Source organism: Pandoraea bronchicola, from assembly GCF_902459805.1.
Lineage (GTDB): Bacteria > Pseudomonadota > Gammaproteobacteria > Burkholderiales > Burkholderiaceae > Pandoraea > Pandoraea bronchicola.
Window position 1 is genome coordinate 12469 of record NZ_CABPST010000013.1, and the last position, 13012, is coordinate 25480.

At 61.5% G+C, this 13012-nt stretch carries 11 protein-coding genes; 5 read left to right on the forward strand and 6 right to left on the reverse strand.

Going from position 1 to position 13012, the window contains the following annotated elements; genetic code table 11:
* The first annotated feature begins 181 nt into the window (after positions 1 to 181).
* From PBR20603_RS19920 to PBR20603_RS19935, 4 genes are all read left to right on the forward strand, one after another.
* On the forward strand, positions 182 to 1180 hold the full coding sequence (locus PBR20603_RS19920; RefSeq protein WP_150561193.1) for an NAD-dependent epimerase/dehydratase family protein: 999 nt from the start codon (positions 182 to 184) through the stop codon (positions 1178 to 1180).
* Between the two features lie 3 nt (positions 1181 to 1183).
* Positions 1184 to 1594 carry a RidA family protein gene (locus PBR20603_RS19925; protein ID WP_150561194.1) on the forward strand — a complete coding sequence of 137 codons (411 nt, stop codon included), beginning with the start codon at positions 1184 to 1186 and terminating at the stop codon, positions 1592 to 1594.
* A 48-nt stretch (positions 1595 to 1642) separates the two neighbouring features.
* Positions 1643 to 2995: an MFS transporter gene (locus PBR20603_RS19930; protein ID WP_150561195.1), complete on the forward strand. Its 1353-nt coding sequence runs from the start codon at positions 1643 to 1645 to the stop codon at positions 2993 to 2995.
* Positions 2996 to 3077: 82 nt separating this feature from the next.
* Positions 3078 to 3590, forward strand: coding sequence for an SDR family NAD(P)-dependent oxidoreductase (locus PBR20603_RS19935; RefSeq protein ID WP_281356079.1), 513 nt, complete (start codon positions 3078 to 3080; stop codon positions 3588 to 3590).
* 337 nt (positions 3591 to 3927) lie between these two features.
* On the opposite strand, the gene PBR20603_RS19940 is transcribed toward PBR20603_RS19935, so the two are convergent.
* The 4 genes from PBR20603_RS19940 to PBR20603_RS19955 form a co-directional block, all read right to left on the reverse strand.
* Positions 3928 to 4737 (reverse strand): sterol desaturase family protein, encoded by an 810-nt coding sequence (locus PBR20603_RS19940; RefSeq protein ID WP_150561197.1) that lies wholly within the window; start codon positions 4735 to 4737, stop codon positions 3928 to 3930.
* A 249-nt stretch (positions 4738 to 4986) separates the two neighbouring features.
* Positions 4987 to 6369 (reverse strand): MFS transporter, encoded by a 1383-nt coding sequence (locus tag PBR20603_RS19945; protein WP_150561198.1) that lies wholly within the window; start codon positions 6367 to 6369, stop codon positions 4987 to 4989.
* 146 nt (positions 6370 to 6515) lie between these two features.
* Positions 6516 to 7781 carry an iron-containing alcohol dehydrogenase gene (locus PBR20603_RS19950; RefSeq protein WP_150561199.1) on the reverse strand — a complete coding sequence of 422 codons (1266 nt, stop codon included), beginning with the start codon at positions 7779 to 7781 and terminating at the stop codon, positions 6516 to 6518.
* Positions 7778 to 8539 (reverse strand): alpha/beta fold hydrolase, encoded by a 762-nt coding sequence (locus tag PBR20603_RS19955; RefSeq protein ID WP_150561200.1) that lies wholly within the window; start codon positions 8537 to 8539, stop codon positions 7778 to 7780. Before PBR20603_RS19955 ends, PBR20603_RS19950 begins: the two co-directional genes overlap by 4 nt.
* A gap of 228 nt (positions 8540 to 8767) precedes the next feature.
* On the opposite strand from PBR20603_RS19955, the gene PBR20603_RS19960 reads away from it, so the two are divergent.
* Positions 8768 to 9490 carry a GntR family transcriptional regulator gene (locus PBR20603_RS19960; RefSeq protein WP_425495835.1) on the forward strand — a complete coding sequence of 241 codons (723 nt, stop codon included), beginning with the start codon at positions 8768 to 8770 and terminating at the stop codon, positions 9488 to 9490.
* Positions 9491 to 9905: 415 nt separating this feature from the next.
* Here PBR20603_RS19960 and yiaY read toward each other — a convergent pair whose 3' ends face one another.
* Entirely contained in the window at positions 9906 to 11054 is a 1149-nt protein-coding gene (gene yiaY / locus PBR20603_RS19965) for an L-threonine dehydrogenase (RefSeq protein ID WP_150561201.1), read from the reverse strand.
* Positions 11055 to 11224: 170 nt separating this feature from the next.
* Positions 11225 to 12745, reverse strand: coding sequence for an acetaldehyde dehydrogenase ExaC (gene exaC, locus PBR20603_RS19970; protein WP_150561202.1), 1521 nt, complete (start codon positions 12743 to 12745; stop codon positions 11225 to 11227).
* Positions 12746 to 13012 lie beyond the last annotated feature (267 nt).

The window sequence follows — 13012 nt, forward strand, 5'->3', positions numbered from 1 at the left end:
TCAGGGAAAGTACGGACAAGTACGGCACACCATTGAGCGGCCGTGATGGGTTCATATAATTAACGTACAAATTTATAAAATCAAACTTTTTTTGTATTGACACCATGATTTTGTATCCGTAACTTGCGCTTCATGGATGGTCGGAGCACCCGGTCCGGGTGCCGACTGCAAGGAGAGTGAGATGACGGTTTTAGTGACTGGCGCAGGGCTGATCGGCCGGCTGACGGCAGCGGCGTTGCACGCGCAGGGCGAGGCGGTCGTGCTGGTGGATGTTCGTGTTCCGCAGGAGGCACCCGAGCTGACGGTGCCGATCGTTCGCTGCGACGTGACCGACTTCGAGCGTTTGTCCGAAGTGGTGCAGGAGCATCGTGTGACGTCGATCGTGCACACGGCCGCATTGCTGTCGAGCGCGATCCGGCGCGACCCACTCGCCGGCGTGAAGGTCAACACGCTGGGAACCGCAAACGTGCTGGAGGTGGCCCGCCGGCACGATGTGGCGCGGGTTGTGGTTGCGAGTTCGACCACGGTGGCCTATGCGGCTTTCGGCACGTTGCCCGCCACGCCGATTCGCGAAAACTTCGCGACCCATGCCGTGAGTGAGGCGCCAGCCAGCATTTATGCGGCAACGAAGGTCGCCAGCGAGCACCTCGCACTGGCCTATGGCTCGTTGTACGACATGAGCGTGATTGTGTTGCGTTACGGCGCGGTACTGGGGGCGGGGAGGGAGGCGTCAACGAGCGTGCCCGGTCGATTGCTGGGCTGCCTGCTCGACGCCGGCCGTCGTGAGGAGCCCGCGCGGCTGGACGATCCTGTCTTGCTGTGGAACGGGCGTGAGGAATTCGTCGACGCTCGCGATTGCGCGCTCGCCAACGTGGCGGCACTGCGGGCTTGGGCGCCCGAGCAGCGCGTTTTCAACATTGCCACGGGCGACTGGTTCACCGTCGAGGAGTTCGTGGGCGTGGTCCGGGAACGGTATCCGGCACTGCGCATTGCCGAGATGCAATTACCTGCGGGGGGTTTTGCTGCCTTCCCGCACACCCGGCCGGCGCCGTCGGATGTCAGCGCCGCGAGGCGTTACCTCGGCTTCAACGCGCAATACGCGTTGCGCGATTCCGTCGACCACTTTGCTGCCGCGCACGGTGAGCAGCGCGACGAACTTGTTCAGCCCCTGCGGAGCTAAGCGATGGCACAGGTCATTCCCGTTGATTTGCCGGATCTCGGCCAGCCGTTCTCGTGGGCGACGCGCGCCAGTGGCGTGACGTTCACTGCGCAAGGTCCCGTGCGATGCGACGGCGCCATCGACACGGGCAGTATCGAAGCGCAGGCGCGTCTGACGTTCGAGAACCTGCGCCGCACGCTGGCGGCAGGCGGTCTGACCTTGCACGACGTTGCGCAGGTGCTGATCTATCTCACCGAGGTCGAGGACATGCGTGCGGTAGACAGGGTGTACCGCACGTTCTTCGATGCCCCGTATCCGAATCGGTCGACTGTCGTGGTGAAGGCATTGGTCGTGCCCGGCATGCGCATCGAAATCGTGGCTTATGCGGCGCCGTTCGATGCGCCCGCGTGTGCCGCAACGAATTCCCCCATCTGATCGGGCATGGCCCGGCGAGACCATCAATCACAAGAGGACAGATTTCCCATGAAGCCATCCGAGTCAAGTGCGAGCGCGTTGCGGGCGACGGACGATGCTGGGGTCGAGCGAGCGACCATCCACCACATCACGTGGCGACTGGTGCCGCTGATTTTCGTTGCGTGGTTCGTCAACTATCTCGATCGCGCGAACATCGGTTTCGCCGCATTGCAGATGAATCAGGAACTGAGCATGGGGCCGGAGATGTTCGGCTTCGCTGCCGGCATTTTCTACCTCGGCTACATCGGCTTCGAAGTGCCGAGCAACATGATGATGCATCGCTTCGGCGCACGCGTGTGGCTCGCGCGCATCATGGTCACGTGGGGAATCGTGTCGGCGGGGACCGCTTTCGTGCAGACCCCGCAGCAACTCTATGTTGCGCGTCTTCTGCTCGGCGTGGTCGAGGCGGGCTTCTTCCCGTCGGTGTTGTACTACCTCGCGACATGGTTCCCGAAGCAGCATCTCGGACGCGCGATCAGCCGGGTCTACTCGGCCAACATCTTCTCGCTGATCGTGGGGGCGCCTGTCTCGGCATTGCTGATCGACCACTTCCATGAGGCGAGCGGGTTTTCCGGATGGCGATGGATGATGATGATCGAGGGGCTGCCGGCCGTAGCGCTTGGCGTGATCGCCTGGTTCGTGCTGGTCGACAGGCCGGCGGACGCGAAATGGTTGAGCCCGGCGCAACGTGAGTGGCTGGTGAGTGCGATGGCGAAAGAGGAAGCGGCTGTGGCTACGACGGGACTATCGAGCTTTCGCAGCGCAATGGTCGCACCGATGGTCTGGTTGATGGGGCTGCTGTATTTCTGCATCGGCATCGGCTTCTTTGGCATCTCGACGTGGCTGCCGCAGGTGATCCGTCAGATGAGCCGGTTGTCGATCGTCGAGATCGGTCTGGTCAGCGCCATTCCGTTCATTCTTGGGGCGATTGCGATGTTTGCCAACGCGCGCCATTCGGACCGCAAGATGGAGCGCCGCTGGCATCTGGCAGGTGCGCTCTTCGTCGGCGCCGCAGGGTTGGCAGGCAGCGGCCTGACGTCGACCCTGCCGATCGTGTCGTTCGTTTGTATCTGCGTGGCGGCTGCCGGCATCGTCGGGTCGCTCAGTGTGTTCTGGACCATACCGCCGACGTTTCTGTCCGGTGCAGGCGCCGCAGGTGGAATTGCGCTGATCAATGCGATCAGCGGTCTCGCAGGATTCTTTGCTCCCTGGCTGGTCGGTGTCGCGCGCGGACGCTCCACCGACTTCACGTTGGCACTGTATTGCTTGGCGGCTAGTGCGGCAGCGGCGGCAGTGCTGGCAGCGGTCCTGCCCTACGGCAAGCGCAAGTCACAAAATGATGCCAGCGCCTATGCGCACTGATCGAATACGCTGAACAAGTTCAATTTCAAATGGGATACGGTATGACGCCGGCATTGGTTAACGCCCGGGCCCGGGCGGCCGTATCGTGATGGTGTCGTCGCGCGGGGCATTGGGCGGACGCGGTTTCGCCGACGATGTGGCGAGCAAGGCGGGCGTTATCGGTCTGACGCGCGCGATGGCGATGGAGTTGCGAGTCCGGCAGATCGCAGTGAATTCGATTGCGCCGGGCTTTACCGACACGCCGATGACGCGGACGATGCCGCTCGACCAGTACGCGGCGGCCGTGGCCCTGGTGCTGGGCGCGGATAACCGGTTCATGCACGCGTTTTCCGAGAAATCGCATTTCGAGGCCAACGTTGGCGTGGGATACGACCTGATCAACGACAAGGGGAATCTGGTGGCCTCTTATGCCGGCGAGCCAGGCCAGAGTTTCGTGGCCTCCGGCATTGATCACGGCGCCTGGATCGCTAAGGCGGGTGTTGGTTACACCTATCGGCCCAGCCAGCGTGTTCGTGTGTCGATACGCGACGACGCCGAAGGCCGCCGCGGTTATCTGAATCAATCGGCTTCAGCCAAGCTCAACTGGATCTTCTAGGCGGTACACCGGAGAAATCGTCAGGCAGCGGCTTCGAATCTGGCAGCGGCACCAATGTTGAAGCGGGCCCCAGGAATGGGGCCCGTTTTCTTGCACTGCATAATCGCTGCTGTTCCGCAGCGTCCGCTGACAAGCGCGCCAACTTCAGTCGCACCATCGATGGCAGTCAGAGCAAGTCCGGCCCGTCCGGAAAATTCCGCACCGGACGAATCCAGAGATCGTGGCTCCTCAACGCAGACGAGGCGTTGGTATGAGGAAAAGTCACTACGCCGAACACCTTCCGGGCAGGCATCGCCGTGATTGCCTTTCTCGCCATCCAGCTCCTAAGCCACGTTGCTCAGATAGCCGTCATGGCTCTGCGCTCTTCATCTGTGAGGATGGGGCCGTCGAGCGTGACGCGAGAGTGATCGTCCCTGAACTTCGCGATGATGGGTTTGAGCTCGGCCTTGACATGCTTCTCGCTGTAGCCGTTGAAGAGATGGCCGAGCAGACCGCGGCGCAAATCGCTGCTTCCCATATACCAATCGGCAATCGGGAACGTCAGGTTCATGTTGTATTTCATCATGATGCCCATGTTGTGGTGGGCCGTGTGATGACGGCGAATGGTGTTGATGAACGGCATGTTGCGCACGAACCAGTTCTCATGGCAGTGGCAACAGTAGTGGAAGGTCTCATAGATCACGTACTGGCCGACCATCGTCAGGAAGACCATCCAGCCTGCATTGGTGTTCAGGACCAGTGAGGTCAAGTAACCGAAGACGCCGCCGCCAACACCCAGCGTGATCAGCACGCGCCACGGGAAGAACACGATCCGGAATTCGCGCGTCGTGTCGATCGTCGACAACTGATCCGTGAAGTACTGGTGATGTTGACGGGTATGGCGGTTGTAAATCTCGCGCAGCCCCCAGACATCCACGCGACGATGCATCACGAACCGATGCATGAACCACTCGACGAAGTTGCCGGCCAGGAAAACCGGGAGGATCAGAAGCCATTCCCAGGTCGGATGCTGTAACTGGCTGACGGCGTAGCACACCGCACCGATGGCCACGATGTACATCACCGTGATGTGCAAAAGACCGTTGTACATCGGGCTGATGTCGGACTGGTACTGCGCCCTGAACTTCAACTGGCGCTCTGTGATCATGACGTTTCTCCTGCGGTTGAGTCGGTAAAAATTACAAATACGCAACTAATATATTAGTTAAGGGAAAACAAAAGTCAACTGAGTTACGTCCGTTGCTCGGGAGTGGGAGATCGAAGCGGTGGGTCTATCGGAACGTGTGTCCAGGCAAGGTGAAGCGGGACTGGCGCCGCTCACAGCCGGTGCCGCTGCCGTCACGCCGACCGGCGGGAACAATGCTCCCGCCGGTCGAACGGCGCCCGATACGAAACGCTAATGCGAAACATCCTCAAGCGAGCGGCCCTTTGTTTCGATGCCGAGCAACAGCACGGCGAGTGCTGCGATGACGAAGGAGAGCGCGCCCATGGTGAACACCCCCGTTTGTCCCCATGTGGGCAGCAGCACGCCGATGGCGAAGGGGCCGGCAAGCGACCCGACGCGTCCGATGGAGGAGGCGAAGCCAGAGCCGGTAGCGCGCATGCGGGTCGGATAGAGCTCCGGCGTATAGGCGTACAACACTGACCACATGCCGAACAGAAAGAACTGCATCATGAGACCCGCCGCAATGAGCTGCTCGATGGGCGCTTTGCTGCCCGCAGCCTGACCATACAGATAGGCTGCAACGGCACTGCCAAGCAGCATCAGTGCGCACGTCGGTTTGCGTCTCCATTTCTCGAGCAACCATGCGGAAAAGAGGAACCCAGGAATGCCGGCGAGCGAGATGTAGACGGTGTAGAGCACCGACTTGGTGATCTCATAGCCGGCTTGTTGCAGCAGTGCACCCAGCCATGTCGTGAGCCCGTAGTAACCGAGCAGTGCGAAGAACCAGGTCGTCCAGAGCATGATCGTGCGCTTCGCGTAGATGCCGCTCCAAATCTCCGCGAAAAGCGCCTTGCGGCCCGACGCCAGGCGCGGCGCGCCCGGCGTCATCGCCGGTTCCGGAAGCTTGCGGCCGTAGGCGTTTTCGACCCTGGTTTCGATGTGGTTCATCACATCCGCCGCTTCTCTCATGCGCCCGGTGTCTTCCAGCCACCGCGGCGATTCCGGCACCATGCGTCGGATTACGAAAACGAACGCGGCAGGGATTGCCAGCGCGATGAAGATTCCGCGCCAGCCGATCACGGGCAGCATGAAGTAAGAGAAGGCGCCTGCTGCGATGAAGCCGATGGGCCAGAAGCCTTCCAGGATGGCGACATACTTGCCGCGACTCTTGGCCGGCACGATCTCCGAGACCATCGACAGACCGATCGGGAACTCCATTCCCATGCCGAAGCCGAGCAGCACGCGATATAGCATCAGCGAATCGACACTATGCGCGAAGCCACACATCAAACTGCCGACGCCCCAGAAAATCATGCTGACCTGAAAGACGGGTTTGCGCCCGAACTTGTCCGCGAGCAGGCCCGCCGTAGCGGCGCCCAGAAACATCCCAAGGAAGCTCGAACTGGCGAGAAGCCCGGCTTGCGACGCGGACAGGCCGAATTCCGCCTTTATCGATCCGAGAACGAACGTCATCAGCCCGAGATCCATCGAATCGAAAAACCAGGCCGTGGCGATGATCGAGAAAAGGGTTCGTTGATAGTGGGTCATCGGTAGTCGCTCAAGCCGCGCGACGACGTCAACACCCAGCCGCGACGCGGCCGTAGGCATATCCATGCTTGTGTCTCCTCCAATGCATGCTTCTAATAGTCATCTAACATATTAGGCGTCGAGGCGCAAAGCGACCGGTTGGGCCGGCCGAATCTTGTGTAGTGTCTTTGCGGGGCGGCGCTGACCGGCCGGATCGAATCGACCCGATGCGATCAGGCTGCCGTCAGTCTCTCTGCCTTCTCGTCTCGAAGCACACCTTGCCACGCGTTATCGATGATTTCCGCGTAGTGCGCTTCGATATTCCCGACCGGGAATGCTTTGGCCAACCGAGTCACGCCAAGGGAATCGGTGAGCAGATCTTTCAGGGATGCCTTGGGAATTCCGAAGGCATTGAGATCGGTGGGGATGTCCAGCCTGCCGACGAGATCGCGCAGTTTGTGCGGCAATGTGCGGACTGCCTCGACCTCGTCGGCCGTGTCGATGCCGAACATTCGGGCGACTTCCAGCAACTCGGCGTGGCGCGACTCGCGCAGCACATCGATGACGTAAGGCAGAACCACTGCGTTCGTGGCGCCGTGGGACTTGTGGGTCAATGCGGCAACCCCATAGGCAATGCCGTGAACGGCGTTGAGACCCGCACTGCCGTAGGACATGGCGGCATAGACGCTCGCATAGCACATGCCAACGCGTGCCTCCACATCATCGCCGTTCTCATAGCAACGCAGCAGATACGCCGCAGCGAGCCGAACGGACTCACGCGCAAAGAGCATCGTGAGGCTGCTTCGACCGCTATAGCCCGGGTCGATGTTGCCGTTGCGGTCGAACCGTCCGGAGTCGAGCGTGACGAACGATTCGAGCGCGTGCGTCAGGGCGTCGACGCCGGACTCCGCCGTGACCTTGGGCGGGCAGGTGAACGTGAGTTCAGGATCGACAGCCGCGATGACCGGACGCAGGCGGTTGTCCATCACGGCGGTCTTGATGCCGGTCGCCGAATCGAACAGGATCGTGCCCGGTGTGAGCTCCGAGCCCGTGCCTGCTGTCGTCGGCACGGCGATGTGGTCGATGACCGCCGTATCGCTCGTGATCCCGGAACTGAAGTCGCGCACAGGGCGCCCCGAAGGAAGCGTGACGCACAACGCCTTGGCCAGGTCGATGTTGCTACCGCCGCCCAGAGAGACGACGTGGTCCGGTGTTTGGCCGCCGAGCGCCTTGCGCAGGTCGGTTGTCGCGCGGTCGCAGAGGTCGGTGGTGGGGTCTGCCTGCCCGCCAGCGTAGACGTCCACACGAATACCGAGGCGTTCGCACGCGGTCACGTATTCGTCGACCCAGGGGGTCTTCTCTGCGAAGAAGCGGTCGGTGACGAGCAGTCCCCGCCGATAACCCAGGCCGTGCAGCAGTTGGGGGAGCTTGCGGCGATAGCCCAGTTCAATGACGAGCCGAGATGGCGCGCAAAAGTGGATGCAGTCATCAATCCTCACGAAATTTCCTCTCGATTGACCGGTGGAAGGGATGCCGCGCGGTGCCGCGTCATGAAGGCCCGCATGACGACGCCGACGTCTTGCGTGTTCTGCGTCAGGAGGGAATGGCGCGCACGCGGAATGACATGCAGCGTCGCGTTGCGGATGCCCGCGCACATGCGATGCGCATGATCGACGGGGCAGTCCTCGTCGTCACTGCCGTGGACGATGAGGGCGGGCATGGTGACCAGGGGCAGGTGCGCGAGATGCGAGACAGGTTTGAGCGCACGCCAGGTCCAGGCCACGACCTGCGGGTGTGCCGCACGCTTGAGTCCGAGACGGATCTCCCGGTGCCGGATCTCATCCAGGAGCGCCGTTTCTCCCGACGCCTTGAACCAGGACACCTCATTCAGCTGCGCGGTGCCGGACATCAGCACGACGGCCTCCGGAGGCGGGTGGCGTGCCTTGCCATTCGCCAGGTGCGCCATGAGTTCGAGAATCACCGACACGCCCATGCTCCAGCCGGCAAGCATGTAGGGGCGGGAGCCGATTTCCTGCGCGATGACAGCGCTCGCGAGGCGCGCGAACGCGTCTGCGCTGCACGTATGAGGGGAGGCCGGATATTGCGCGTCGCCACGACCTGGCATGTTGGGCAAGACGAAGTGGAACGCATCGCCAAGCGCAGTGGCGAGCGGAACCCAGGAATCGCTCGTCCCCTGAATGCCATGCAGGGCAACCACTGGAAAGCCGTCGGGCTTTCCTACATGCCGGATGTCCATCGCAAACCCTTGTGTTTTAGTAATATATTAGTTGATTGATAATAGCATATTAGATGGGTTGAGCAAGCGACGTGGACACAGGGAAAGCCCGGGGTTCAGGGTGAGGTGAACGACTGCGGGAACCGCCGCGGTGCGTGCTGGCGTCGGGCCGCGAGGCCCTTGGTGCGTCATGGTGAGTCGTCGGAAGCAGGTGATATACAATTAATATTTGCTCTGAACTCTGCCCAAATGGCGACAAGAAAAGCGACGCAACGTAAGGGGAAATCGGAAGCCATCGCGCCGGACGAGCGGTCGGAAGCTATTCCGCGTGGCCATATGGCCGATATGGCGTACGAGTGGATTGAAGAGGCGATAGTGACGCTGCGACTCGAGCCGGGCTCGACCCTGTCGGAGTTGCAGTTGAGCGAAATGACGGGCTTTGGCCGCACGCCGATTCGTGAGGCGATCCAGCGGTTGGCTCGCGAACATTTGATTGTGGTGTTGCCGCAGCGCGGGTTGCTGGTGCCGCCGATGGATGTTGGCAAGCAACTGCGCCTGCTGGAGACGCGGCGTGAGGTGGAGCGGCTCATTGCCAGGAGCGCCGCGAAGAAGGCCACGGCCGAACAGCGTGCGCATTTCGCGCGTTTGGCGAAGGAGTTCAAGACTTCTGCGCGCAGCGGCAAGGATGTGGAGTTTGTCCGCGCCGACCGCGAGTTCAATGAGTTGTGTCTGGTCGCCGCGCGTAACGAATTCGCCGAAGGCGCGATGCGCCTGATGCACGGACTGTCTCGCCGTTTCTGGTACTACCACTATAAGGAAGCCGCCGACTTGCCGACGATGGCGCGTCTGCATGCGGAAGTGGCCGAATCGATTGCTGCCGGCGAAGTGATGCGCGCGGGCGAAGCGCTCGACGCATTGCTGGACAACATCGAGGAATTCACACGTGCCACGGTGTTAGGTGACAGGGCGTAGTCGATTCGCAGTGATGTGCCGGGCTCGCCCGAGTCCGTCGAGGCGTGGGAATTTTTGAAGTTGCAGGTGGTAGGCTCTGGTGCCGCAGTCGCACTCGATGTGTCAAAGGGCTACGTGATTTCACGTAGCCCTTTGTCGTTTCAAGCCATGCTCAAGGCATGCCGATGTTGCTCCGCGAGCGGCGAGGCTAGCGTCATCAATGGTCGGTCGACCGACAGCACGTCGCCGTTGACGGTACTCGACCAGTAGAAGCAAGTGCTGTACGGTTACGCTGTTGAGTACGCGAAGGCAAACAACATCCAGTCTCATAACCACATGATTGGACTCTAAACAGGCGTGCCGCTCAAATCGGGGCGGAACGTCACGTCAATGCGTGCCCCTGATGCAGTGCGTCAGTATTCGACGACCCGCTTCATCAAAACGCCCGTCGGAAAATCTCTTCGATCTGCGCTTGCTCGGCACGTCGCGGGTTGGTGAACCCGCAAGCGTCCTGCATTGCGTTCGCGGCAAGCGTCGGGATGTCCTCGAGCTTCGCGCCAAGTTCGGTCAACCCATTGGGAATCCCGATGTCCTTGGACAGCCGGCGGATCGCGGCAATCGCTACCTTCGCGCCTTCTTCGTCGCTCAGAACGTCGACCTTCTCGCCCATCGCCTGCGCGATATCCTTCAACCTGCCAGCGCTGACACTCGCGTTGAACTCTTCCACGTGAGGCAGCAGCACGGCGTTACAGACACCGTGCGGCAAGTCGTAGAACCCGCCGAGCTGATGCGCCATCGCGTGAACATACCCGAGCGACGCGTTATTGAACGCCATACCCGCCAGAAACTGCGCGTACGCCATGTTCTCGCGCGCCGTCATATCGTCGCCATGCGACACAGCGCGCCGCAAATTCTGCGAAATCAGCGTGACGGCCTTGAGTGCGCAGGCGTCGGTGATCGGCGTCGCCGCAGTCGACACATACGCTTCCGTCGCATGGGTGAGCGCATCCATGCCCGTCGCGGCTGTCAGTCCCTTCGGCATCGCGGCCATCAGCGCCGGATCGTTGACCGACAGCAACGGCGTGACGTTACGGTCGACGATCGCCATCTTCACATGACGCTTTTCATCGGTAATGATGCAGAAGCGCGTCATCTCGCTCGCGGTACCGGCTGTCGTGTTGATCGCGACGAGCGGCAGTTGCGGCTTCTTCGAGCGATCGACACCTTCGTAATCGGCAATGTGTCCGCCATTGGCCGCACACAGGGCAATTCCCTTCGCGCAGTCGTGCGGCGAGCCGCCGCCCAGCGAAATCACGAAATCGCACTGGTTTTGTTTGAGAATGGCAAGCCCGGCTTCCACGTTGCCGACAGTCGGGTTCGGCTTCGCGCCGTCGAACACCACCGACTGAATGTCCTGTTCGGTCAACAGCTTCGACACCTTCTCAGCGACACCCGCCTTGGCGAGTCCGGCGTCGGTCACGATCAATGCGCGGCGAAAATGGTACTGACGCAGGGCGGCAATCGCCTCGTCGAGGCTGCCAATGCCCATCATGTTGACGGCGGGAATAAAGAAGGTCGTACTCATGGTCATGCTCCTTATTTGTTCTGTGAGGGGCACACCACGCGCGCACCGATGAACATGAGCGCGCATGCGGTGTCCAGAATCATCTCTCGCAAGCACTGCAGTCAGCATCGCACCCAAGGTGCGATGCGTCTTTGATCTGCTGCAAACTCAGGGGCGAGTAGAGCGAGCGCTCAAAAGAAGCCGAGCGGATTGATGTCGTAGCTCACCAGCAGGTTCTTCGTTTGCTGGTAGTGATCGAGCATCATCTTGTGCGTCTCGCGACCGATGCCGGACTTCTTGTACCCGCCGAACGCGGCGTGCGCCGGGTAGAGGTGATAGCAGTTGGTCCACACGCGCCCTGCCTGAATGGCACGGCCCATGCGGTAGGCGCGATTGATGTCGCGTGTCCACACGCCTGCCCCCAGCCCGAACTCGGTGTCATTGGCAATCGCCAGGGCTTGGGCTTCGTCGCGGAACGTGGTCACGCCCACCACCGGACCGAAGATCTCCTCCTGGAACACGCGCATGCGGTTGTCGCCTTTGAGCAGCGTTGGCTGGATGTAAAAGCCCGACGCCAGCGGCCCGTCCAGTATCTCGATGCCACCGCCCGTCAGCACTTGCGCACCTTCCTTTCGTGCGAGATCGAGGTAGGTGAGGATCTTGTCGAACTGCTGTTGCGACGCCTGCGCACCGATGGCCGTTTCCGTGTCGAGCGGGTCGCCGCGCTTGATACGTGCGACCCGTGCCATCACGACCTCCATGAAGGGCTCGTAGATCGACTCCTGCACGAGCGCGCGCGATGGGCAGGTACAGACCTCACCCTGATTCAGGAAGCCCAGCACGAGGCCCTCAGCGGCCTTCTCGATGAACTCCGGCTCGCCGCGCATGATGTCGTCAAAGAAGATGTTCGGCGACTTGCCTCCCAGCTCGACCGTACTCGGAATCAGGTTGGCCGCCGCGCGCGACAGGATGTGCCCGCCGACGGGCGTCGATCCGGTGAAGGCGATTTTCGCGATGCGCCGGCTCGACGCCAGCGCTTCTCCGGCTTCCTTGCCGAATCCCTGAACAATGTTGAGTACGCCCGGCGGCAGCAGATCACCCACCAATTCGGCGAACAGGGTGATCGACAGCGGCGTTTGCTCGGCCGGTTTGAGCACCACGCAGTTGCCTGCGGCGAGCGCTGGGGCCAGCTTCCACGCGGCCATCAACAGCGGAAAATTCCACGGAATGATCTGACCGACCACACCCAGCGGCTCATGGAAATGATAGGCGGCCGTGTGCTCGTCGATCTCCGCTGCCGTACCTTCCTGCGCGCGAATACACCCGGCGAAGTAGCGGAAGTGATCGATGGCCAGCGGAAGATCGGCGGCGAGGGTCTCGCGCACCGGCTTGCCGTTGTCCCACGTCTCGGCGACCGCGAACCGCTCGAGCTGTGCCTCGAGACGGTCGGCGATCTGCAGCAGAATGCGCGAGCGTGCCTGCACCGGCGTCTTGCCCCATTTGGGCGCGGCCGCATGGGCTGCGTCAAGCGCAAGCTCGATATCCGCGCCGGTCGATCGCGGAAACTCGCCGATGACACCGCCGGTGACGGGCGATGTGTTGGTGAAATAGCGTCCCTCCACGGGCGGGACGAACTTGCCGCCGATGTAGTTCTCGTAACGCGATTGCAAAGACAGCAGGGCACCGGGCGTGCCGGGTGGGGCGTATCGCATGTTATGTCTCCGGATATTGTCGTGTCGGTGGCGCTGCGGCCACACGAGGCAATAAGCAAGTCGCGGGCCACCTCCGGGCGACGCCGTATCCGCGCGGATGACGGGCGTACGGCGACGCTCGGGTGTACCGAATTCGTGACACCTTTGTCTCGCGCGGTGACACCCGCTGTCTCGCGGTTGTGACAGGCAATCGCTTTGCGGCTGTCGATTGACATAGCGCATTGCAATCGCGTCCGGCATGGGACATGCTTCGGGAACGACTACGAG